The 23,036-nt window shown below is 44.8% G+C and carries 18 protein-coding genes and 1 pseudogene; 15 read left to right on the top strand and 4 right to left on the bottom strand.

Annotated features, from left to right (window positions below; genetic code table 11):
* The first annotated feature begins 618 nt into the window (after positions 1–618).
* Positions 619–798: pseudogene (locus tag D0S45_02650) on the top strand (cell filamentation protein Fic).
* A gap of 171 nt (positions 799–969) precedes the next feature.
* Here D0S45_02650 and D0S45_02645 read toward each other — a convergent pair.
* Together D0S45_02645 and D0S45_02640 are read right to left on the bottom strand one after the other, a co-directional pair.
* Positions 970–2,151 (bottom strand): sensor histidine kinase, encoded by a 1,182-nt coding sequence (locus D0S45_02645; GenBank protein TIH20260.1) that lies wholly within the window; start codon positions 2,149–2,151, stop codon positions 970–972.
* Positions 2,152–2,158: 7 nt separating this feature from the next.
* On the bottom strand, positions 2,159–2,371 hold the full coding sequence (locus tag D0S45_02640) for a hypothetical protein (protein TIH20259.1): 213 nt from the start codon (positions 2,369–2,371) through the stop codon (positions 2,159–2,161).
* A gap of 583 nt (positions 2,372–2,954) precedes the next feature.
* Between D0S45_02640 and D0S45_02635 the strand changes: the two genes are divergently transcribed.
* The 3 genes from D0S45_02635 (at position 2,955) to D0S45_02625 (ending at position 5,945) form a co-directional block, all read left to right on the top strand.
* A complete protein-coding gene (locus D0S45_02635) occupies positions 2,955–3,497 on the top strand; it encodes a hypothetical protein (protein TIH20258.1) in 543 nt (180 codons plus the stop codon).
* A 340-nt stretch (positions 3,498–3,837) separates the two neighbouring features.
* A complete protein-coding gene (locus D0S45_02630; GenBank protein ID TIH20257.1) occupies positions 3,838–4,569 on the top strand; it encodes a hypothetical protein in 732 nt (243 codons plus the stop codon).
* Positions 4,566–5,945, top strand: a complete 1,380-nt coding sequence (locus D0S45_02625; GenBank protein TIH20256.1) for a TonB-dependent receptor — start codon at positions 4,566–4,568, stop codon at positions 5,943–5,945. The genes D0S45_02630 and D0S45_02625 overlap by 4 nt, the downstream gene beginning before the upstream one ends.
* A gap of 70 nt (positions 5,946–6,015) precedes the next feature.
* On the opposite strand, the gene D0S45_02620 is transcribed toward D0S45_02625, so the two are convergent.
* Positions 6,016–7,050: an AraC family transcriptional regulator gene (locus D0S45_02620; GenBank protein TIH20255.1), complete on the bottom strand. Its 1,035-nt coding sequence runs from the start codon at positions 7,048–7,050 to the stop codon at positions 6,016–6,018.
* A 253-nt stretch (positions 7,051–7,303) separates the two neighbouring features.
* Between D0S45_02620 and D0S45_02615 the strand changes: the two genes are divergently transcribed.
* The 10 genes from D0S45_02615 (at position 7,304) to hydF (ending at position 19,356) form a co-directional block, all read left to right on the top strand.
* On the top strand, positions 7,304–9,097 hold the full coding sequence (locus D0S45_02615) for an ABC transporter ATP-binding protein (GenBank protein TIH20254.1): 1,794 nt from the start codon (positions 7,304–7,306) through the stop codon (positions 9,095–9,097).
* The gene (locus tag D0S45_02610) at positions 9,094–10,893 is read left to right on the top strand and encodes an ABC transporter ATP-binding protein (protein TIH20253.1); all 1,800 of its coding nucleotides are present in this window, start codon (positions 9,094–9,096) and stop codon (positions 10,891–10,893) included. The genes D0S45_02615 and D0S45_02610 overlap by 4 nt, the downstream gene beginning before the upstream one ends.
* An 8-nt stretch (positions 10,894–10,901) precedes the next feature.
* The gene (locus D0S45_02605) at positions 10,902–12,308 is read left to right on the top strand and encodes an MATE family efflux transporter (protein TIH20252.1); all 1,407 of its coding nucleotides are present in this window, start codon (positions 10,902–10,904) and stop codon (positions 12,306–12,308) included.
* 556 nt (positions 12,309–12,864) lie between these two features.
* Positions 12,865–14,199 carry a 4Fe-4S dicluster domain-containing protein gene (locus D0S45_02600; GenBank protein TIH20251.1) on the top strand — a complete coding sequence of 445 codons (1,335 nt, stop codon included), beginning with the start codon at positions 12,865–12,867 and terminating at the stop codon, positions 14,197–14,199.
* Between the two features lie 12 nt (positions 14,200–14,211).
* Positions 14,212–14,550 carry a twin-arginine translocation signal domain-containing protein gene (locus tag D0S45_02595; protein ID TIH20250.1) on the top strand — a complete coding sequence of 113 codons (339 nt, stop codon included), beginning with the start codon at positions 14,212–14,214 and terminating at the stop codon, positions 14,548–14,550.
* Positions 14,551–14,773: 223 nt separating this feature from the next.
* On the top strand, positions 14,774–15,016 hold the full coding sequence (locus D0S45_02590; protein TIH20249.1) for a CopG family transcriptional regulator: 243 nt from the start codon (positions 14,774–14,776) through the stop codon (positions 15,014–15,016).
* Between the two features lie 14 nt (positions 15,017–15,030).
* The gene (hydG, locus tag D0S45_02585) at positions 15,031–16,455 is read left to right on the top strand and encodes a [FeFe] hydrogenase H-cluster radical SAM maturase HydG (protein TIH20248.1); all 1,425 of its coding nucleotides are present in this window, start codon (positions 15,031–15,033) and stop codon (positions 16,453–16,455) included.
* A gap of 115 nt (positions 16,456–16,570) precedes the next feature.
* Positions 16,571–17,176 carry a hypothetical protein gene (locus tag D0S45_02580; protein ID TIH20247.1) on the top strand — a complete coding sequence of 202 codons (606 nt, stop codon included), beginning with the start codon at positions 16,571–16,573 and terminating at the stop codon, positions 17,174–17,176.
* On the top strand, positions 17,157–18,164 hold the full coding sequence (hydE, locus tag D0S45_02575) for a [FeFe] hydrogenase H-cluster radical SAM maturase HydE (GenBank protein TIH20246.1): 1,008 nt from the start codon (positions 17,157–17,159) through the stop codon (positions 18,162–18,164). Before D0S45_02580 ends, hydE begins: the two co-directional genes overlap by 20 nt.
* Positions 18,154–19,356 carry a [FeFe] hydrogenase H-cluster maturation GTPase HydF gene (hydF, locus tag D0S45_02570; protein TIH20245.1) on the top strand — a complete coding sequence of 401 codons (1,203 nt, stop codon included), beginning with the start codon at positions 18,154–18,156 and terminating at the stop codon, positions 19,354–19,356. The genes hydE and hydF overlap by 11 nt, the downstream gene beginning before the upstream one ends.
* A 443-nt stretch (positions 19,357–19,799) precedes the next feature.
* Here the strand turns inward: hydF and D0S45_02565 are convergent, their stop codons facing one another.
* Positions 19,800–22,490, bottom strand: a complete 2,691-nt coding sequence (locus D0S45_02565) for an AAA family ATPase (protein ID TIH20244.1) — start codon at positions 22,488–22,490, stop codon at positions 19,800–19,802.
* Positions 22,491–22,743: 253 nt separating this feature from the next.
* Here D0S45_02565 and D0S45_02560 point away from each other — a divergent pair, with 253 nt between their 5' ends.
* On the top strand, positions 22,744–23,034 hold the full coding sequence (locus tag D0S45_02560; GenBank protein ID TIH20243.1) for a hypothetical protein: 291 nt from the start codon (positions 22,744–22,746) through the stop codon (positions 23,032–23,034).
* The last annotated feature ends 2 nt before the right edge of the window (positions 23,035–23,036 follow it).

Below are 23,036 nucleotides of genomic sequence, written 5' to 3'. Positions count from 1 at the left end.
GCTTCGTTATATGAATAGCCTAGATCGGTGACGAGCTTGACGGCAGACTTCCTAAATTCTTCTGAATACTCTCGGTTACTCATGACTGTCTCTCCATGAGCTGACCTTAACCTCTCGAAGACTGTCCGTCATCTATAGGGCACTTCAAGAGCAACCACAGCACCGCCCCACATAATCGAAAGTAAATGCCGCCAATCTTCCCCCGTCATTCCTTCGGGAGTACTACATTCTTTGAATGATCCCCCATGGGCCTGCTACAAGATTGTGGACACGAGGTTAAGTCGCTATCCTGACTTTCAATTGAGGCCTACTATAATCGCAGAAGACGCCATTTCAGCAATGGATGGCTGTCACCTGCTGAATTCGAAATCAACTGTCAGGAAAATATGTTTGTGGCTTAACTGACTGTCCAGAAAAGTGTGGCAGGATCAGTTCGCGGATGTCCCGGTGGAAAGTCTGGTTTTCGAACACCAAGAAGAATATTATGACGCCCTTCAACAGAGCACGATTAAGGCGGACTCGGTACTGTTCATTGAGTTCATGCTCAGAATGATTCAGAATGTCGTTTCATCTGCCACCCCCCAAGTTAAAGAATTGATTGAAGTCATTTCTGGCGAAATGCGCCGTGATGAGTTGCAAACTGCTTTGGGTCTCAAAGACCGCAAGTAATTCAGGGAGCTTTACCTCAAGCCTGTACTTGAAGAGGGGCTTGTGGAAATGACCATTCCCAACAAGGCCAAGAGTAGAAATCAGAAGTATCGGTTGACTGAGAAGGGGCAACTGGCTGCGTACCGCTAACCAGTCTTTTTTCGAGGAAGCTTGGAGTATAGGCCTGTCTTTGCCGCGGTTGAACTTGCTTTTTGTCTTTAGTTTTTTTCACCTATAAAAGCGTGTTTAGAGGGAATATGAAATATAAGAGGGGTCATATATTCCCCGGAGCGGAGAGTCCGAATAAATGCGATGTTGCAGTTAGGCCTTGGGCAGGTGGACATATATGGTTGTCATTTCGGGGGTAGAACAGTTTAACTCAATATTGCCATTTTGAGCTTTGACCATCATCATGGCTAAGTATGTTCCCAGTCCAGTTCCGAATTCTTTGCCTGATGTAATCATTTTGTTGAAAAAAGTGTCTCTTATGCTCTCTGGAACTGCTCCGTAGTTGCTAATAGCGATGGAACAATACTTGTTTTTACTGAGAATAACTGCAATTGGCTTTCCTTGAGGAGAAGCTTCTAATGCATTTGTAAGTAGGTTCATGAAGATGCTGTAGAGAAGAAACTTATCTCCAGTTACGGGAAAATAATCGCTTTCAGTGTCATCAGCGCCCATGCAGGTGATTTTAATTTCATGTTTGTAACTTGAATGGGAGCTAGTGATACGTTCGACAACAGTTGAGAGTATTTCGAATAGATTTACAGTCGTAAATTTTTTTTTATAAGTTCCTTCTTCTATCCGATAAAGTGTTAAGCTTGACTCAAGTATCTCAAGCATTTTTTCCCCACTGTCCCGGATCAGTCGCACAATGATCTTTTGTTTGTCAGTTAGGTTGGGATCAGAAAGAACCGATTCTGGCAATGATGCTGATGCGATCAAAGCATTTCTGAGATCGTGATGGATCATTTTTTCTATTAATTCCCTTACTTCGATTTCTTCATGTAAACGGTCTATTTCGGTTTTGAGTATAGATATAGATTGATTTGCATCATCCAAATCAGCAATGTTTATTGTTAATTCGGCATCTGTGATACGTTGTTTTTTCTTATAACCATCAATCCTATCAATGGTATTTTGAGATTCCGTATCAAGTTTTTCCAGACTTCGTTTTAATTTGTAGCGCTCAGACTGCATGTCTGTGATCACATCATCCTGCTCCAAAATTTTATTCTGGAGTTTGAATTTTTTCATATCACTTGTAGACGTTGCTGTTTTGTCCCGTATACCTCTCATTATAGTCGCAATTGTTCCAATAAGAATACCAAGGAGTAAGGTTCCCAGAAGTACTAATGCACGTGATATTTGTATGGTCCAAAATAAGAAAGCGATCTGAATCTGCTCAGTATTTTGGATGATGAACAATACGAAAAAAAGGATTATCAATATGATGACAGCTAAATATGACTTTTGTCTGACTTTTGTTAGAAATTTTATCATCAATACCTCAGGAAATATCCATCTTTTTTAGATGAGGAGGTTGGTTCTTTGTGGGAGAGTGTTTGCCACACCAATCTGTTTTTTTTACTCTTGGCCAAATTCCCATGGCGTTATTGGAGGTTGGATAAACTATTGGAGGCGAGAACCTGCATATCCCGTCATCCTTGTAGTCCATTTGGCTTTGAAGGTAGTAACGACAATTTTCACATGCTTTATCCATTGAGTGATCTCCTTAAAAGTCTTGCTGTCGGTAAAGTTGTGTGTTTTTTTGATTCTCCCTTTAATCTTATGACTTCTGTAATCTTAGGTCAACCAGCATGCAAAAAAAATAATGCTCAGTCCTGATCCCGTTCTTTGTTTTTGAAGATGAGGTTTGAGTCCGTCCTACAGAGTTTGTGAAGTGCCCTATAGATGACGGACAGTCTCTGAGAGGTTAAGTTCAGTTCATGGAGAGACAGTCATGAGTAACCAAAAGTATTCAGAAGAATTTAGGAGTCTGCCGTTAAGCTCATCACCGAGCTTGGCAATTCATATAATGAAGCTGCGGAGCAGCTTGGATGTAGCTCTTGGTCCATTCGGCAATGGACTAAATAGTATAGCAAGATAAAGGATGTTCCACCTGAGTTTGAGCATATCTCTGCTGCTGATGAGATGAAAAAGATTCGAGAAGAAAATGCTCGACTCCGCATGGAGAACGAAATCTTAAAAAAGGCAGCGGCGTACTTTGCCAAGGAGTCCCTATAAAGTACGCATGGATCGCCAAACAAGACGGACTCTATCCGGTCATTTCTTTGTGCCGCGTTTTGTCTGTAAGTAGAAGCGGCTATTATGACTGGCAAAAAAGGTTACCAAGCGAGCAAGAGAAACGGCGGAAACAAATTCGTCAGGCTGCTCGTGCTTCTTATAAAGAAAGCGACAGTGTTTATGGATACCGGAAAGTTTATAAGGACGTAATTGAGGCTGTCGATTTCTATTGTTGTCCAGAAACAGTACGGCGCATCCTTGCTGCTGAGGGGATGAAATATCACTCGGTGCGTAAGCATCGCTACTCGAAGTCGCATCGGAACGAATCTTTTGCGCTAAACTTATTATCAAGAGAAGCAGAACTGACGTGCAATGCACTGGATATGGCTATCAATAACCGACGTCCTACTGGAGAGGTACTGTTTCACTCAGATCGAAGAAGTCAGTACACCTGTACTTCTTTTTCATCGGCTCTTCACAAGCACGGCTGCATAACCAGCATGAGTCGACGAGGTAACTGCTGGGATAATGCTGTCGCAGAAAACTTTTTCAGCAAACTAAAAAGAGAGCGGGTAAACCGCACCGTCTATAAAACTGCGTGAGCAGGCAAGGCAGGATATTTTTATCTACCTTGAAATTTTCGACAACAGAAAACGCAGACATGCCGGGATCGGCTATGCTTCACCAGATCGATTTGAGCAGGACTATTACCGTTACCGTAAACAAAAACTAGTTGCTTAACCTAAAAACGGGCTGTCCGTTCTTTATGTAGCATTTCAAACGTTATTATTGCCGAATGGTATTTGAAGATCTCTGTTTTTGAGTATTGAAGCTCCTTCTGCGGGGAGAGGTTTGTAGATTATTTGATGTTAGTTTTCATTTTCATTTTCATTGGTGCGCTGACTGACCGAAAAAAATTCAACCAGATATGAGGAATGAAGAATGAAGATTGTATTGAAGGCCATGCGGGGGAGTGTCGTTTTGCTGATGGCGGTTGCCTTAGCAATTGTATTAGTGGGCATATGCCCTGCATATGCCCAGAATGAGGAAAAGGAAGAAAACAAACAGGAAGACTATGTATTAAAACCGGTAAAGGTTTTCGCCAATAAACGCGAACAGAGTGCTCAGAAAGTGCCTATTTCCATGACTATCATGGACAGCAATAAGCTTGAGGATGCGGGAATCAAGACACTCAAAGATGTTTTTGACCGTATTCCCAATCTGTACACAGGGGAAACTGTAGGTAACAATCGGTTTATGTCCTTTCGTGGTAAGACTACCATGGGCTTTATCGAAGCTAACCCTCTTATCGTTTATGTTGACGGCGTTCCCATGGATTCGTTTCTGAATACAGATCCGAGCCTGCTGAATATCGAACGTATTGAGATTTTGCGAGGATCTCAGAGCGTTATGTACGGAAAAAGCAGTATGGGCGGAGTCATCAATATTATTTCCAAAAAACCGACTAATGAAAAAGCATTCACTACTTATGGTTCAGTGGGCAGCTATCTCAGTCGTGAATTAGGCGGGTTGGCAACTGGGCCCATCATTGAAGACAAGGTTTATTACTCTGTTTCCGCTCAGTACGAAGGCACTGACGGCTATATGAAGAATAAAAATTCTCATGAAAGTAACAAAAGGGACACGGCCGCATTAAAGGGCAGTTGCGCATGACTCCCAGCGACCAGCTCGAGATGAACCTTGTTGCAGATTACATGTCTGAGTACAAAGGGATGGAAGCTAACATTAAAGGGATCAGCCCGACTCTTGAAAGTGAGCTCAACCCTGATGATAGTACTGTTGGTAATGCTTTTAACACTGCATTCTCTCTGGGGTATACTACAGATTGGAGTAAGCTTGAGTCTGTTTCTACCTATCGCCGTGACTCGGTGGATTACATGCAGGATATGACTTATCTTCACCTTGGCGGAATTAAGGATTCCCGTCGTCAGATTGAAAAGTGGGAGTTCAGTCAGGAACTTCGTCTCAAATCACCTGAAGATCAGGGCGGTATAAGTTGGCTGGCAGGCTTTTATGGCAGCCACAAAGACCATAATAGAAAGAAGGTCTATTCAACTATTCCGGCTCTTGGCATGGAGATGCATAGTCCCAACGAAGAAACTACTAATGATTATGCCGCATTCGGGCAGGTGGTTTTTCCGTTCTTTCAAGATAAGCTGGAATTGTCTACTGCTTTACGTTTGCAGTACACAGATAAGAAAATAGACTTCAAGCACTATAGGGTTATGGGTGGTGTGGTTACCCCGGGTAATCAGGAAACCACCAGTGATAACTGGAGTGCGGTCCTGCCGCGTCTCGGGCTTTCCTATCAGTTTACTGACGATATAATGGCTTACTCCAGTGTAACAAGAGGTTTTCAGCCCGGGGGATTCAACTGGTCCAGTATCAACATAGATCCTGGTAAACATACTTTCGAAGAACAGACTTCCTGGGATTATGAGGTAGGTGCTAAAACCATGTTTTTGAATAACAAACTTATGGTCAACGCCAACTTATTCTATTCTGATATCAGTGACTTGCAGACCATCTCCTATGAGGCCACAACCATGTCCTATCTGGCGCGTAATGCAGGTAAGGCTTATAGCTGGGGTGGGGAGCTTGATGTCACAGCCCGACTGATTAAAGGGTTGGATCTGGAGTTCGCTGCAGCATTTACAAGAGCGAAGTTTGAGAAGTACACTGGTGAAGGTGCGACCGGACCGTTTGACTATAAAGATAACCATGTGCCTCTTACGCCTGAGCATACCTTGAGTGTCGCAGCTCAGTATCGATTTGAAAACGGTATCTTCGTACGTGGTGAGGTGCTGAATTACGGAAAGTTGTATTGGGACGACGCAAACACTTCCTCCCGTAGTGACATGACCATTTCTAACGCAAAAGTGGGCTATGAGTCGGATAACTGGAAGGCTTTCCTTTATGGTAATAACGTTTTCGATGAGCGCTACCTGACTTATTATAGTGCCAGTTCTGATATGGGCACTGTCGGTACTCCCAGAGAGTTCGGAATTAAGGCGGAACTGACTTTTTAACGAATAACTACCAACATGATAAAAGCGCAGGCCGGATATCCGACCTGCGCTTTTTTGTTGTAACTTGTATTTATTCCTGAAGGCTTGTCGGGGGAGGGAGACGATACCCCTTGGCAATCGTTCCCGGAGTAACACCGAAGTGTTTTTTGAAGGCGGCAATAAAGTGGCTGACATTAGTGTAACCTACGTCCCATGCGCATTCACTTACGTTTTTTTCTTCATTGATGATGGACAGGTAAGCTGTTTTTACTCGTTGTTTTTGCAGATAGCCGAAGACTGTTGTTCCGAAGGCCTGTTTGAATCCCCGTTTAAGTTTGAATTCATTGATTCCCACTTCCCGGGATATATCCTGAAGCGACGGCGGGGTGACTATATTGTTTTTTATTATCATTCGGACTTGATGCAGTTTTGTTATATCATCTTGAGACATGGGAATTTTTTTTCCGTCTTTATTCTCTTGGAGATGATCAAGAATGACGCAAAGCATTTCCAAACCTGCGCTGCAAGCAAAAACTTTAGCTAAGTCAGGATCCATGGTTGACCGCATCACCCGGTCGGCCAGAGCAATGGCTTGCGGAGGAGCGGGAAGGCTCTCTGCGTGTATCGTATCGTCGTTTTTAAGGATCATCTCAACAAAATTGGCAGGGAGGCTTTGTACCAGTCTGGTGCCAAAAAGGTCGTACAGGAATTGTGGGTCGGTCATGAGCATTACGCTGCTGTGCTTTTGGTTTCTCATGGAGGTTGTTTCGCCGCAACTGTTGGGGGCGTATCCAATGTAGAGGTCGTTATCGCAAATATGAACCTCTTTACCTGAGTCTCCGTAGAATCTGACAATGCCGTGTCCTGAGAGTGATACTGAAAAAACGAGAGGTGATTTTTTAAACGAGAAATATTTCGGTTCCGGATCAGGGGCGACATTGTCAGCGATAACCATGCTGAAACCTGAATTTAGGGTCAGCTCGCAGATACCCTGAGCATAATTTGTATGAGATACATCAAGAGAACGGGTGAAGGAATTGTACCCCTTAGAATTGAGCAGTTCAAGAGCACCGAAAAAGGTGCTGTCCATATTTTGCTGAACTACCATATCAATAGTACTGTTCATAATATCTCCTTGATTATTAAATGAAATCAGTAGTCACTGACATTTGTTAATATTGATATAGAAAATCAAAATCAAACAAAGTTTTGCTGTTGTCAATGAGTTTCATTTTTGAGCATGGATGATCCTTTTGCAGGTAGCGTTAATTTTTTGGACCAAGCATATATTACAACTGAGTATCTTCAGAATGCTCAATCCTGAACTGTGTTGTTTTGTCTGTGTATTTTCCGGTAACCGGTGATTCAAAAGGATTCTCATGCTGTTAAAAATTGTTTCCAAGATTTTTTACTATTCAGGCAAGCGTGCGCTTGTACTGGCGCCTGCCATCGGGTGTTCCTTGCTCAGTTCGGTTTTGTCTTTGGCTCCTGCTATCGCAGCTTTTGTGATTCTTCAGGCGTTGTCTTCCGGGGAGATCCACAAGCAGTGGTGTTTTGTTGTCGGTTTGGTAACAGCCCTGGCGATGATATTTCGATATTTGTTTGCACTTGGCTCAGGATTGATGAGTCACAAGGTCGGTAATGTTGTTTCTACTTCTCTTCGAGAAGCAATACTTGAGAAGGTCGGGCAGCTCGGATCTGGATCTCTTTCGTCTGTCTCGCAGGGGCGCATGAAAAAGATGCTTACCGAGGATGTGAATCAGGTTGATATGTTTGTATCACACCATCTTCCTGATTTGGTTTCAGCGATTGTTATGCCACTGGGCATCGGTCTTACTTTATTCTTGATTGACTGGCGTATGGCTTTGGCCGTTCTTGTGCCGTTGCCGTTTGCCATGTGGGTGCAGGCTGGCTCCGCCAAGATAGTCCAACAGGATAATTTTATGGCTACATATGGTGCTGCTCAGGAGCGCATGAATAACACCATTATCGAATTCATCAGAGGGATGCCGGTAGTTAAAATATTCAACCGCAGCCATGAATCCTGCGACAGGTTGCGCTCAAGTGTGGTTGAATACAAGGACATGCAGGCTTCTTTCATCAAGAAGCTTACGGGCCGCTGGGGAACCTTTCTGGCTTTTGTTACCTTGTGTCATGTTCCGCTTGGAATTTTCGGACTGTGGATGTTTTCTCAAGGTAGAATCGAACTTGCCGAGCTTGTATTATTCCTAATGCTCGGCCCTATGCTGTTTGCCCCTCTTATTAAAATGATGCGTATCGGCGCGATACTCAGCCAGCTTAACGAAATTTTAGTCGGGATGGATTCTCTGTTTTCACAGGAAGCTGATGAGCGGCAGGTATATAGAAAATATGGAATTGATCAATTCGACGGCGATAATACGATTACAGTTAAGGATCTTTGTTTCGCTTATGGAGAGTCACAAGTCCTGAGTGACATTAACATGGTCATCAGGCCGGAAAATCTGGTGGCTGTGGTCGGCCTGAGTGGAAGTGGCAAGAGCACGCTGGCGGCGTTACTGGCCGGAATGGAAAAGCCTCAGTCGGGATCTATTCATATCGGTTCGCGAGATATGGCGGAAATGAGTCTTGAGGAGCTTTCAAAAACAGTGAGTGTTTTTTTTCAGGACTCTTTTGTTTTTACCGGATCAGTCCGCGACAACATTTTGCTGGGTTGTCCCGATGCTGACATAGAGAGTGTTCTCGAGGCTGCCCGTACGGCTCAATGTCATGATTGTATTCTTGCATTGCCGGATGGATACGACACCGTGATCGGAGAGGGCGGGCAGGTGCAGTTAAGCGGGGGAGAAAAGCAACGTATTGTTTTGGCCCGCTGCATTCTTCGGGATGCCCCTGTGCTGATAATGGATGAGGCTACAGCCGCTATGGATGCAGAAAATGAGTCCAGAATTCAGGAAGCCCTATCGCGATTTACTAAATCTAAAACCGTTATTGTGATCACCCACCGAATTCATACTGTGGAAAAAGCAGATCATATAGTGGTGCTCAATGAAGGTCGTGTATCCGGGCAGGGGAGCCATGCCCATCTCCTTAAGATTGATAATACTTATGCTGCCATGTGGAACGCTCATTTGGCGGCGAAACGCTGGAAGATCGGTACACGGATTATAGAAGATCAGGAGGTGGTGGCATGATGGTTGCTCAGGTAGTTCGATCAATATTCAGAATTTCCGGTAGTGAAAGTCATTTTGTTAAGCCCGTTTTACTTTCGGCTTTAGCCACATGCCTGTTTGGTTTATCCTACATGGTCGTAGCATGGAGTGCTGGAGGGAATTGGCTGTTTTCAGGGGGCGGTTTATGGTTAGGCGCAGGTGGCTTAATCGTTCTTGGGCTCGGATATGTGGTCGCCACAACAAAGGCGCGTTTGAATTCTACACTCATGGCCTGCAATGTCGTGGCAAAGGCTCGAGTCCGTTTAGGGGAGCACCTTCAAAGTTTGCCCCTTTCTTTTTTCAAGCGCAAAGACCCCGGGACCATTACCGCCTATATACTTCAAGACATGGTCAGCGTGGAGAACGTATTCAGCCAATTTTTTGTGGAACTGGTTGCCGCAGTTACTCTGCCGTTAGTTTTCTCTTATCTATTGTTTAATGTGGACTGGCGATTGGCGTTACCCCTTTGCATGGTCTTTGTGTTGGCATTTCCCGTCTTACAACTTGCCCGCACAGCGGTTCAGCAATATGGCCAAAAGCATATTGAATCCCGTAACAGGGTCTTCCTTTATATTATGGAGTATATTTCCGGTATCCGGGAGCTTCGATCCTGCATGGCTACCGGGCTGGACTTCAAACCGATGGCTGCGGCACTTGAACGTCAACGGACTTCTTTGATGCGTTTTGAAATTAGCTCCGTAGGCCCGATTCTCGTTTACTCCGCTATTTTGGATTTCGGCTTTATCATAATGTTTTTAGTTGGACTTGGTCTTATGTCTTCATCGTATATTACTGAAGGCATTTTCGTCATATTTTTTGTGCTTGGGTACAAATTTTTTGATCCGTTAAGAGATATAGGTGCTTTCCTTGCTGAACTGAAAGGAATGGGTACTGCCGCAATAAGGATCACAAGTGTCTTGGATCAGCAGCCACTTCCGGTGAAGGTGTCATATGAAACTCTGGTGGGTAATGCGGTCGAGTTTAAAAATGTATCTTTTTCATATGAAGAAAATGCTCAGACATTAAAAAATATCAATTTTACGGTTCCTGAAGGAAGCATAACAGCATTGGTCGGCCCTTCGGGAGGGGGGAAGACAACCATTGCCAGTCTGGTTGCCAGATTTTGGGATGTGCAGGAAGGGGAAATTAACATCGGTGGAGTGGATATCCGTTCACTACAGCCGGAAGATTTGCTCAGCAGACTCAGCGTTGTTTTTCAGGACGTCTACATTTTTAATGATACAGTTTTTAATAATATACGGATAGGTAATCCTGATGCCACCGATCAGGAAGTTGTGGAAGCAGCTAAGGCTGCTTGTTGCCATGATTTTATTTTGAATCTTCCTCAAGGATACTACACTGTAGTGGGCGGGATTAGTTCCGGCCTTTCCGGCGGAGAACGACAGCGGCTGTCCATTGCCCGGGCCATACTCAAAGACGCTCCGATCGTATTGCTCGATGAAGCAACTTCTGCCCTTGATCCTGAAAATGAGCTGGCCCTGCAGTCTGCTCTAAACAATCTTTTGATCGGTAAGACTGTTCTGGTCATCGCTCATCGTCTGGCAACTATCTGCGATGCTGATCAGATTCTTGTGTTGGACCAAGGGAGTCTTGTTGAACAAGGAATTCATGAAGAACTTATGAGCAGGCAGGGGTTGTACTATCAACATTGGAATCTTCAGCATCAAACAGAGTTATGGCAGTTCCGTTCTGCTTCTATGTTTCAAGAGCGCTGTATTGTGGAATTAGTGAAATCTAAATCTTATACCCAAGGATAGGAAAGTACATGAAACGCAGTTCTCTCTGGAAGGATATGGCTAGTATCACAGCTTTTATGGGGCCGATACTTATTACCCAGTACGCTCAGATAGCCAACGGAGTGGTGGATACACTTATGTGCGGGCGACTTGATGCTCAGGCATTGGGGGCTGTTGGTCTCGGGGTCGCCGTTTGGGTTCCGATGCAGGCATTTCTTATCGGCATTCTTTATAGTCTTCTGGTTGAGCTTGCACAGCTTTGCGGTGCTGGCAAAGAGTCAGAAGTTTCCTTTACCACGCAGCAGGCGTCATGGCTCGGATTTGTTCTTGCTAGCGGTATGGGGCTGCTTACATATTTTGCCTCTTCCCATCTCACTCTTTTCGGATTGCCGCAGGAATTGTTGCCTATGGTGGAAAAGTATTTGCGCGGTCTGGCTTGGGGATTTCCGTTTTGTGGTTTGTTTTATAGTCTGCGTTTTTATTGTGAAGGACAGGGTGCTCCCAAGGCGGTGACAGCCATTTCCATTGGTGCCGTGGGTTGCAATATCCTGCTTAATTACGGCCTTATGTTCGGTGGGTTGGGAATGCCTGCACTCGGATTGCAAGGGTGCGGTATTGCAACCGGGGTGTGCTGGGTTTTCAGTTTTCTTGCTGTGACCATTTATGTGTCCGTTGCTTCCCGATTTGCTAAAAACAGGCTTTTTAGGAACTTTTTCGCTCCTGATTTTGGGGCCGTGGTAAAACTCTTCCGGGTTGGCTTGCCTATCGGCATCGCTTTTCTTTCTGAATATCTGGTCATGGCCTGCATCGCACTCATGATTGGCCGCCTTGGAATAGTAGCCGTTGCCAGCCATCAGATTACTTACAACTTCTCGTTGGTATTGTTCACCCTTCCTGTAGCGCTTTCTATTGCTATAAGCATTGTCGTGGGACAAGCGCGTGGTGCACAGGATGCAGTCCTTGAGCGTCGTATGGTTAGCACCGGCATGTTCATGGCCACAGTTATCGGATTGGTTTTGACTGTACTGCTTTTGTTCATGGCAACATGGATTCCTTCCCTGTATACCAGTGATCCTGCTGTGGTGCATCTGGCTGGTGCTTTGCTGACCATTGCCGCTTTTTTCCAGCTTACAGATTCCATTCAGGTGGGGCTTTCAGGAGCTTTGCGCGGTATACACGATACCACCGTTCCTTTGCTTCTGACTGCCGCCAGTTACTGGGGGGTAGGTATCCCTCTTGGGTATGTCCTTTCCGAGGGCACAGAACTCACCTCCGGCATTTTGCCGCAGATGGGCGTACAGGGTTGGTGGATCGGATTGATTATAGCTATTTCACTGGCCGGAGTGTTGCTTTTTGTACGCGTAAGGCGAAGCTTTTGGGGAGAGAAGGGAGTTGAATCTATCGAAACAGAAACGCTGGCTGAAGAATCTGTCTAATGTAGTATTTGGTTGTTTTATGAAAGTCTCTTTCTTTTTAACCTCGGAAGATTATCAGTTTCGCTTTTGCTTTTTCGGTTATATCGGCCAGATTCATCCAATTGTGTCGAGGCTGAGGGCAAAGATTACAGCAGCTTAATCTTTGCCCCTGCTCACACCGGGATCGCTGCGCTGAATCCTCGCCAGCGTTTCTCTGCTCAACCCGGCCTGTCGGTTGTTGTTACCATCTTAAGGCGGCAGCAAATCCGGGCATACCTTTGATTCTAATTGACCAACTTCTATTCCCGTCTTGCCGCTGTTTTATTATTAGTCTGATAGATCTTCCTTCATTTCATCATCATTTTGAATTTTTCATAAAGTAATTAGTAGGCTATGTAGGTCTACTGTATTTTTTCAGCATGTCTTTATCTCTATTCTCCCAAGGTTATATCTCTTTTGGATGGTTAATTGACATGTATAATAGAAGTGTATTAGTACGTCTTTAGTGTTACTTTTTATAATTATGTGTTTGGTGTGTTTGACGTTTCTAAACTAGTTTTAACGAAGGAGAACATGCATGTCAGGATGTGCGCCTAAGTCCCCGCCTGCCGGGGTTGCAGCAATTCAACCTGCTGTGAATGAAAATGCCAAGCGAATGGAGGGCGTTGAGTACAGTCTTTACGCTCCTCCTGTGGGAGTTGATGCAGACACTGTCAGGTTTGTGCGGGTTGACGAATCCAAGTGCGAAGGCTGCGGTGCGTGTGAAGAGTATTGCGCGAGTGGTGCTATCCAGTCGATCAATGATGATGGAATTCATCGTATTGTTGATCCTGTTGCCTGTATGAACTGCGGCCAGTGCCTTACCAACTGTCCTTATGGTGCCGTTTACGAGGGAGTTTCTTTCGTGGATGAGCTTGCCGCCAAACTCAAGGACCCGGATACCATTGTTGTATCCATGCCTGCTCCGGCAGTACGGTACGGTCTTGGTGAATGTTTCGGTGCTCCCACCGGGACATATGTCGGCGGAAAGATGCATGCAGCACTGCGCAAACTGGGATTCGACTACATCTGGGATAACGAATTCACTGCGGATGTAACCATCATGGAAGAGGGAACTGAGCTTCTTAACAGGGTTAAGAGTCAGGGTAGCAAGGATGCAATGCCTTTGCCGCAGTTTACTTCCTGCTGTCCGGGTTGGGTAAAATTTGCAGAAACCTTTTATCCGGATCTGATTCCCAATTTGTCCACCTGTAAATCACCTATCGGTATGCTTGGTCCTTTGGCTAAGACATATGGTGCAAAGGAAACAAAGACAGACGGTAAGAAAATTTACACTGTTTCCATCATGCCCTGTATTGCCAAAAAATATGAAGGTGTGCGCAGTGAATTGGATGACGGCGGATTTGACCGCGACATCGACGCTACCATCAATACCCGTGAGCTTGCTTACATGATCAAAGCTGCCGGTATTGATTTCAACAACCTTCCAGACGAAGACCCTGATCCGGTTCTTGGTGAATCCACCGGTGCGGCTACCATCTTCGGTAACAGCGGCGGGGTAATGGAAGCGGCTCTCAGGCTTGCCTACGAAGTCCTTTCCGGCACTAAGCTGGACAATCCTGATATCAAAGTTGTCCGTACCCACGAGGGTATTAACACTGCTGACGTGAAGGTTCCCAACTTCGGAACAGTTAAGGTTGCTGTAGCCAGCGGACTGGATAACGCTGCCAAGCTTTGCGACGAAGTGCGTGCCGGAAAATCTCCCTATCACTTCATTGAGGTTATGACCTGTCCCGGCGGTTGCGTTAACGGCGGCGGACAGCCTCTTGATCCTGAAATCCAGGCATCTCTGTTCAGATCTACCGTGGCTCAGATCAACAAGCGGTTCAGAGCTCGTAAAATAAAGGCATAAGGAGAAACTGACATGAAATTAAGCAGACGCAGTTTCATTAAGGCCGCAGGCGCGGTGGCCGGATATGCGGTTCTGGGTATTAATGTCGCTAAAGAAGCAGCGGCTGACGTGATGGATTTTGTCGCTCGCCGTCAGAATTCAGTGTATGCGGCTGATGCGAACAAGAATATCTATAAGTACAGAAAATCTCAGAATAACCCTATGGTCGTTAAGATTTACGATCCTAAAAACGGTTTTCTGCATGATGGTCCCTGCGGACATGAATCCCATCATCTTCTGCATACCCACTACTATGATCGCAGCAGTAAGCTTGAAGCCTTGAAAAAGAAGGGCATCGAGCTGAATCTCTAGATAAAGCATGAATGCGTTAACCTGCGGTAAGGATATATCTGAGTTAAGGGTCGGCGTAAGCGTTGGAGGTTGATTTAGCATTGTTATGCAAATCGGCCAGTGTCTTTCTTACCGGCAAATTACCAAGGAAAAGGGTTCGTCCTGACTTCCTACAGGGGTTTCCCCGGCAAGCTCCGGAAGCTGTCAGCTGCTTCTTTACTTCGACCATTGCGGAGCGTTTTCAATGGATAAACGTTTGGGAATTATTGGAATAACCATCAAAGACAGATATCAATCTGCACCTAAGGTCAACCGGACTCTTAGTGAACATGGAGAGATCATTGTAGGGCGCATGGGGCTTCCTTTCCGCGAAAAGGGCGTGAATGTCATCGGGATAATCATCGAGGCAACCACGGACGAGGTCGGAGCATTGACCGGGCAACTGGGTATGCTTCAAGGCGTAAAAGTCAAATCACTTCTCGTGTAGGAAGGGAAACAGTTATGAATAAGAACACCACCCTTGGAACTGATCTTGAGTCATTTATTGATGAAGAGCTTATCTGGTCGGAAATTGAAAAAGCCACCGACCCGGAACCATCCCTTGTCCGTGAAACAATAGCGAAAGCCAAAGAGAGAAAGGGGCTTTCTCCCTTTGAGGCGGCGGTCTTGCTGAAGAATACGGACAAGGAACTGGATAATGAAATTTTTGAAGCTGCCATTGAGGCTAAGAAGGGCATCTATGGCAATAGGTTAGTCCTTTTTGCTCCTCTTTATATTTCAAATGAATGCGTCAATCAGTGTGCATACTGTGGTTTTAATGCCACTAATAATGATCTTCAACGCCGCACTCTCAGTGCAGAGGAAATCCACAAAGAAGTCGAAGTCCTTGAAGATCTGGGACACAAGAGACTGCTGCTGGTTTATGGCGAGCATCCCAAATATGATGCTGATTGGATCGCCCAGAGTGTGAGGGATGTCTATTCTGTGACTTCACGCAAAAGCGGCGAAATTCGTAGAGTCAACATCAACTGTGCGCCGTTGGATGTTGAGGGATTCAGGAAGCTGCATGAGGTGGGTATCGGAACCTACCAGTGTTTCCATGAAACCTACCATCAGGAAACATACAAAAAATATCATCTCGCAGGGCGTAAGACGGATTACAACTGGCGGCTCTATGCCATGCACCGGGCCATGGAAGCGGGCATTGATGATGTGGGCATGGGTGCTCTTTTCGGTCTTTTTGATCCGGTATTCGAGGTAATGGGGCTGCTTTATCATGCTCAGCAGTTGGAAATTGACCATGGCGTGGGTCCTCATACGATCTCCTTTCCCCGTATTGAACCGGCACAGAATTCAGAGCTGGCTTTCAATCCTCCTTATCTTTCCTCAGATCACGACTTTAAGAAGATAGTGGCAGTGCTCCGTCTTGCAGTGCCCCACACCGGGCTGATTTTGACTACCCGTGAAAATGCCGATTTCCGCAAAGAGTTGCTTGAAGTAGGGGTTTCTCAGCTTTCCGCAGGATCACGGACTTACCCCGGCGCATACAGCGATCCTGAATTTGATCGCCCTGATGTGCAGCAGTTCTGTGTTGGTGATAACCGTTCCCTTGATGAAACCATCAGGTCAATTGTCGGTGAGCATGGTTACGTGCCTTCCTGGTGTACTGCCTGTTACCGCCTTGGCCGTACCGGGGAGCATTTTATGGAACTGGCTAAAACTGGATTCATTCAGAAATTCTGTTTGCCCAACGGATTATTGACCTTTAAGGAATACCTTGAGGATTACGCTTCCGAAGAGACTAAGAAGGTTGGCGAGGAATTGATCAGGAATGAGATCGCAAATTATTCTGATCCTGATCGGCGAAAATTGCTGACTGACCGCCTTGTCCGTATGGAAAAAGGCGAGCGGGATCTTTATATATAAATACGTTCTTGAGTAAACGTGTCTGAATCCAGAAATTGTGTTTTCTGGATTCAGACACAGTCGCAACTGCTGTACAAACTGGGGCTTAACCCGGGTGAAACGAGGGGGCAAATAAGTGAAGCTCGTATGCGGTGTCGGGGAACTTGGTATTCCCTCAATGTTTGCCAAGGCAAAACGAAGAATTGTCCTTCATGCGGCGGTTTACGGTCCTTTTTCAAAGTCGAAAGTTCATATTCAGGGGTTGGAAAAGGCATTGTTGCGGACCGGTTTCAGTCGTCTTGATGTCATTGCTGTGCAGTCCGGTGACGCAAACAAATGGGATGAATCGTTTTTGAGTGCTCTTCGTTTCGGGATTTCTCGACAATCTGTCATGGATGAGCTTGAGTTGTCACAGTCATTTCTATATGAACTGGCTGAACGTTACCCTGAAAAAGTGAATGTTTATCCAGCTAGCAATTTGCCATGCCTGCCGCTTGTTATTGTAGATGATACCATTTGTTTCGGGCAGTATGCCCATTCCTGTTTTCATGCTCCGGAAGGGTTCTGGGGATGTGTGGAGGCCGATGTTGAAACTCTTTTCAGCTGGGCTGAATCAGGGAATGTTCCGCAAGGAATCAGCGGTGATGAGGTGGCAGCATTCAGGCTGGTCAGTGAATGTTCAAGGGCCATGAAGTGTAGCGGAGCAGGTGAAGGAGTCGGTAATGGGTGTGCTTGGTCGTGAAGATCTTTTTTATTACCTGAATGGCGGCAATGATGATGAACTGTATTCTCTAGCCGACAGTGAGCGGAAAGATTCATTTGGTCAGGAAGTTTATTTGCGGGCCATTGTTGAATTTTCTAATGTTTGCAATAAAAAGTGTAATTACTGCGGTTTGCGTGCTCCAAATTCAAATGTAAATCGCTATCGTATGGATGTCGATTCTATAGTTGAATCCGCTAGTCTGGCAGCTGAAGCCGGGGCGCGTACCATCGTGCTGCAATCCGGCGATGATTTCAGCTATTCCCTTTCACATGTTGAAGAAATCATCCTAGCGATTAAAGAATCGCATGATGTAGCGATAACTCTTTCCCTCGGTGATCGTAGCGTAGGGGAGTATGAACATTGGTTTAACTGCGGGGCGGACCGTTGTCTGCTTAAGCTGGAAACCACTATTCCCGATGTTTATGAAAAAGTTAGGTGCGGTGAAAAGTTTCATGAGCGCATGGAGTTGCTGCGGTCCTTGCAAGAGATAGGGTATGAGGTCGGGTCTGGTGTCATTGTGGGGCTGCCGGAATATACTGCGGAGCAGCTGGCAGATGATTTACTTTTTCTCAGTGAACTTGAGCTGGATATGATTGCGGCAGGGCCGTTTATCCCACATCCTGACACTCCTTTTTCTTTTGTTGGAAGCGGAGATATTGATCTGTCTTACAGATTTACGGCTTTGGCTCGGCTACTTAATCCTTTCTCCAATATTCCTGCTACCTCTGCTCTTGATTCATTTGATTCCGAAGGCAGGAAAAAAGGTTTGCAACGTGGCTGCAATGTTATCATGCCATCAGTTACGCCTACCGCCAAACGAAGAGATTACAATATTTATCCGGGTAAAAATTCCGTTTCTGTTGATGTTACCGATTCCATTTCCAAGGCTGAAGAGCTGATCCGTTCATTGGGTTTTGTTCCTTCGGCTTCCAAAGGTTCTTCAAGGAGAATGAATAATGTCGAATAAAGCTCCACGCGGTGTTCGTCTGGTTATAACTCTTGTTGGCAAACGTAATGCCGGTAAGTCATCGTTGATAAATGCAATTGCCGGACAGGATGTGGCTATTGTCTCCGAACAGCCCGGAACGACCACTGACCCGGTGCCTAAGCATTATGAATTGCTCCCTTTAGGACCGGTAACGTTTTATGACACCGCCGGACTTGATGACTTTGGAGAAGTGGGTGAACTCCGTGTAAAAGCGACCAATAAAATTTTGATGCGTACGGATCTAGCCCTGATTGTAGTGGGGGAAGATGGGCTGACGGATTATGAGGTGGAGTTGATCGGTAAGATTGCTGAGTTGGAGATTCCGTATCTGGTTGTTTTCAATAAGAACGACCTGCGCGAACCGACTGAAGCGGATATGGAATATTGCCGGAAGGGTAGTATTCCGTTTCACAGAGCTTCAGTGCTTGAATCCTGCTCTGTTGATAAGCTCAAGAAAGCCATTATTGATCTGGCCCCAGAGGAAATGAAACGGGAGCCTGTCCTTGCCGGAGATCTTTTCGGTGAAGGGGATTGGGTGGTTTGTGTTGTGCCCATTGATCTATCTGCTCCCAAGGGACGTTTGATCCTTCCGCAGGTGCAGGTTTTACGGGATATTCTTGATTGTAACGGCGTGGGCGTGACTGTCAAAGAGCACGAGATTGAGGACACATTATCATCAATGAAGCGCAAGCCTGCATTAGTCATAACCGATTCACAGGTTGTTATGAGCGTTGCCGAGGATGTACCGGATGAGATTCCGTTGACTACCTTCTCTACGCTCTTTGCGCGGTACAAGGGCGATTTGCCCCGTCTTGTGGAGGGAGCAACGGCTATTGATTCATTGCAGGATGGAGATACCATCCTTATAGGTGAAGCCTGTTCTCATCATTCTATGGAAGATGATATCGGAAAGGTCAAAATTCCACGCTGGATTCGTGAGTATACCGGTAAGGATATCAACTTTGTTGTGTATTCCGGGCATGATTTTCCTGATGATCTTGAACGTTTCAAGCTGGTGATTCATTGCGGCGCCTGTATGATTAACCGTAGTGAGATGCTGCGGCGTATCAAGGAGTGCCAGCGTAGCGGCGTTCCGGTAACCAACTATGGAGTGGCAATATCCAAAGTTCAAGGAGTGCTGGATCGGATCATTAGCCCCTTTAATCTCTAATATTTCTAAATAAATTAAGGCCAGCATCCGTCTTTCATTAAGATGGGTGCTGGCCTTTTTTATTTTTTTCCCACGGACCTGAAAGCAGGGACAGCTGCTATCAGGCCCGCGCTCGAATTAGAGGTAGTAAGTCCGAGTCGCCGTGGGATTTGAAAAACAGAATGCCCCGAGGATGGAGGTAGATCTTCTTGGTGTGAATTAAGAAGTCGAAAAGCACGCTGAGCAGTAGCGGCTTCCCGAACTGGGGTCGTTTTTCTTGAAAAGTATCTACTTGATTATGTGTTACTAGTCAAGAAAGAGTGTTACATTAATTTGATTAAAATTAAATTCTTATTCATTTGATGTGGGAAGATAGTTTTAGGGAATGTAGAGAAAATCCGGTCCGAGCATGAAGCTTGGACCGGATTTTTTATCTTCTTAGTTTGTTGCGGAGGGGAGGTGGGCTATTCGTATTTTTTTCTTTGAGCTTCGATGTATTTGCGTTGATCGTCATCTAGGATTGCGTCGGTGAAATTGGTGTTTTTTATGATTGCGGCTTTTAGGGTAGCATCTGTTAGATCGGCTCCTGTGAAATTTGCGTCGGTGAGGTCAGCAGCAGTAAGGTTTGCAGCAGTAAGGTTTGCTCTTGTAAGATTTGCTTCTGTTAGATTTGCACCTGTTAAGTTTGTTTTTATAAGGTCTGCATCGGTAAAAATAGTGCCAGAGAGGTCTGAATCAGTGAGGTTTGCATCGGTTAAATTTGCTCTTTCTAAGTTTGTTTTCCACAAATCAGCTTTAGTTAGCACTGATCCTGATAGTTGTGCATTCATTAGAACGCTCAGTCTACATGCTGTTTTATTTAAGTTGCAGTTAGTTAGTTTGGTTCTAAGAGAAGCAAATAGGTCTATAAGTTGTTTAGAGATATCTAAGTACGATATATCAAGGCGGAATGAGTTTTCTCTTTGGGATTGGACTTGGTGTATGAATCTACGAAATGAATATGGTTCTGGCCATGTTATTTGGGATATATTTTTGGTGTGCTCGGCGCATATATTTAAAACGAGAAATAATGATTCTTCTGCATTTGTAGCATGTGTTTGTATTGATTTATATGATTTGCAGTTAGCCAACGTATTTAAAGGAAAGCTTTCTTTAATAACGTAGTTGAGTCTGGATATTATCATGTTTTGCCAACTGCTTATTTCGTTAAGAGGTATTTGTGATATTTCACGTTTTATAAATAGTAACAAATCATGGTCTAGTCGAGCTGGGCCAAACATTTGAACCCATTTACGTAAGAAATCTTCATGGTTAAAGTGTTGATTCATAGATTTTAACCATTTTATTTCTTGGGTTACTCTTCTTGCGGCTAAATATTCACCAAAGCTTTTATGAGTAAACTCAAAAGCCTGCTCCTGAGTATTTCCTGCTGACCCAAAATAAAATGACACCAGCAACTTTGCATGGGGTTCGTCGCCGCACTCATTGAGAGCTTCCAATATAGATTGCTCTCCTCCGATGGATTCACATCTTTCCTTGATTGCTTTCCAACTTGACCGCCTAATTTCTCCTCCCTGCCATGCACATATAGCGGCTTCCATGAGAAATCTGCTGAAGGTGTCAGGATTGATATCCAAACCATCATATTTGCTTGTGGCAAACTTTTTATTAAATTCGTTTAACAGGTGTTCATAAACGGTATTTATATTGGTGTCGTGATCGATTTGAAATTTGCTTTCAACTGCGAGAGCCAGCAGATAGTTAAGTAACGGTTGAGCAGAAATTTCCTTTAGTGATTCTTGTGATTGAGATTCATTGGTTAAAAAATCTGGCAGTCCTGTAGCCTCAGTTCCTTGGATTGAGTTATATCTCTCCCACCATTCAATTCGTTGGTCTGTTTGTATAATTGACTGGGAGTCTTCTGTATAAAGTTCATAATAATTTTCGTTTATGAGATATTCAAGGATATTAATAATGCCACTTTTCCCATCATACCAGTTTTCGACGGACTCAACTGCCAACGTTCTGCCTGTAACAATAGTCTTAAAGTTTTGAGCGTCTCCATAAGCATTTCGCAGGTAGCGCATAAAGTCATCCGCAGCTTTTTGTCCTTGCGTACCTGCTTCGGAAATTTCGTCTAAACCATCAAGGACGACAACTACATCATCTTTCAACACTTCAAAGTCTCTAAAGAAACCGTGTTGCTCATTCATGAAGTTATCAATAGCACGGGTGAAGTTGTCAGTAATATTAAATTTTTGTAGTGGAACAAAAACAACTTTCTTTCCTCTAGCAGCTAGTTTTGCACAAAGTATTTTGGAAAATGATGATTTTCCGCATCCCGGACCGCCTTTGATAAAAAGCTGGTTTTCACTCCCTAATAGCCATTCCTCAACTCGTTTAATAAGGTCAAAGGCGACGCGAACTTGTTTTCTAGGGGGTTCGTCTTTTGTTTCAATTTTTTGTTCAATATACCCCCGCAATGGAATATAAATTTTATCAAGTCCAAAAGAGGCACCGAAAACTTGCTCTTGCGGCAGGGTCTGCACATATGCAAGATAAGCCCCCCAACGCTCTTCACGGCGTACAGCGTCGTCAAAAGGAGTATCAAAAGCGTCTTTTATCCGTTGGTATTTATCAAGATTTTCCAGCCATTCTTCGCGAAGTGATAGAACAAATTGTCCGGGCAGTCTGTCTGAAATATGTCCGGCAGTATTCGCGTCAACTCCTGTTCCTAGAATAATGCTTTTCAGTACATTTCGGGCCGGTTCCATGATGCCGATTTCTTCCGGCTTCTTCGCGAAATCAATTCCTATACAGATTTCCGCTTCATCGAATTTACCTATAGCTTTTTCAAGCAGGGAATCATCAAATTCACATTCACTGGGTATAAGTTCTTCATTTTTCTGGGAAAGATCGGTCATTGCCTTGTGCAGGGCGCGCATTATCAGTTTCCATGTATCGTCCTGCCAGCTACTTTCAGTTCGGCTAAAACCAACTGAATCTAGCATATCGACACCAGCAACGGCCATTTTATCCATTTTGCCGAATGAGCACCATAGTCCTGCCTTCATTGAGCTGAGGACAAATTTTTTGAGATCAAATTGTGGATCAAAGTTCCATTTTTTTGCTGGTTTTCTAATTATATCTGTCATTGTCGCTCCGAAATATGTTATGGTATATTTGAATTTGGATTGTGATTAATTTGTAACCAGATATTAAGGGGATAGGTCAAGCTTTTTTAGTGTTTTGGATTGTCATATAATTTTTCGCCCCCCTTCCCCGATGCCATTCCCCTAGGCAGTACTTCTATATTGTCCCCACAAGAATATTATGCTTAATATGACAGCATATACTCAATGATCGCTACGATCTGGTGTGCTTTTACCAAATTTAAGGAGACTCAAAATGGATATCGTTCATGACATTGAAATTCCATGTATGGCGGAGGGGATTGGACTTGGCAAACTGACCATTAAGCACCCTTCAGGGGCGATAGGGAGGCCCGTGTTTGTTGCTGATGCCTCCAATGATGCTTACGGTCCCACTGAGGTCGACGCTCTTATGCCTGTTGATGGGCATACTTATTCCGATGAGCAGCTTGAGTACGTGCGCTATCACGGCTTGCAGATACAGGGTGAGCGGGCATGGTATATGGATGGCTGGGCACCAAGTAAACATGTTTGCAAAGGGCACTAGGT

The organism is Marinifilum sp. JC120 (genome assembly GCA_004923195.1).
GTDB lineage: Bacteria > Desulfobacterota > Desulfovibrionia > Desulfovibrionales > Desulfovibrionaceae > Maridesulfovibrio.
Note: the sequence above shows the minus strand (reverse complement) of the source record. Positions and strands in the feature narration are given on the sequence as shown.

What these genes read in the sequence shown, in the direction of transcription:
- D0S45_02645 (TIH20260.1), bottom strand. Translation starts at nt 2,151, where the DNA reads ATGATAAAATTTCTAACAAAAGTCAGACAAAAGTCATATTTAGCTGTC.
- D0S45_02640 (TIH20259.1), bottom strand. Translation starts at nt 2,371, where the DNA reads ATGGATAAAGCATGTGAAAATTGTCGTTACTACCTTCAAAGCCAAATG.
- D0S45_02630 (TIH20257.1), top strand. Translation starts at nt 3,838, where the DNA reads ATGAAGATTGTATTGAAGGCCATGCGGGGGAGTGTCGTTTTGCTGATG.
- D0S45_02625 (TIH20256.1), top strand. Translation starts at nt 4,566, where the DNA reads ATGACTCCCAGCGACCAGCTCGAGATGAACCTTGTTGCAGATTACATG.
- D0S45_02620 (TIH20255.1), bottom strand. Translation starts at nt 7,050, where the DNA reads ATGAACAGTACTATTGATATGGTAGTTCAGCAAAATATGGACAGCACC.
- D0S45_02615 (TIH20254.1), top strand. Translation starts at nt 7,304, where the DNA reads ATGCTGTTAAAAATTGTTTCCAAGATTTTTTACTATTCAGGCAAGCGT.
- D0S45_02610 (TIH20253.1), top strand. Translation starts at nt 9,094, where the DNA reads ATGATGGTTGCTCAGGTAGTTCGATCAATATTCAGAATTTCCGGTAGT.
- D0S45_02605 (TIH20252.1), top strand. Translation starts at nt 10,902, where the DNA reads ATGAAACGCAGTTCTCTCTGGAAGGATATGGCTAGTATCACAGCTTTT.
- D0S45_02600 (TIH20251.1), top strand. Translation starts at nt 12,865, where the DNA reads ATGTCAGGATGTGCGCCTAAGTCCCCGCCTGCCGGGGTTGCAGCAATT.
- D0S45_02595 (TIH20250.1), top strand. Translation starts at nt 14,212, where the DNA reads ATGAAATTAAGCAGACGCAGTTTCATTAAGGCCGCAGGCGCGGTGGCC.
- D0S45_02590 (TIH20249.1), top strand. Translation starts at nt 14,774, where the DNA reads ATGGATAAACGTTTGGGAATTATTGGAATAACCATCAAAGACAGATAT.
- hydG (TIH20248.1), top strand. Translation starts at nt 15,031, where the DNA reads ATGAATAAGAACACCACCCTTGGAACTGATCTTGAGTCATTTATTGAT.
- hydE (TIH20246.1), top strand. Translation starts at nt 17,157, where the DNA reads ATGGGTGTGCTTGGTCGTGAAGATCTTTTTTATTACCTGAATGGCGGC.
- hydF (TIH20245.1), top strand. Translation starts at nt 18,154, where the DNA reads ATGTCGAATAAAGCTCCACGCGGTGTTCGTCTGGTTATAACTCTTGTT.
- D0S45_02565 (TIH20244.1), bottom strand. Translation starts at nt 22,490, where the DNA reads ATGACAGATATAATTAGAAAACCAGCAAAAAAATGGAACTTTGATCCA.
- D0S45_02560 (TIH20243.1), top strand. Translation starts at nt 22,744, where the DNA reads ATGGATATCGTTCATGACATTGAAATTCCATGTATGGCGGAGGGGATT.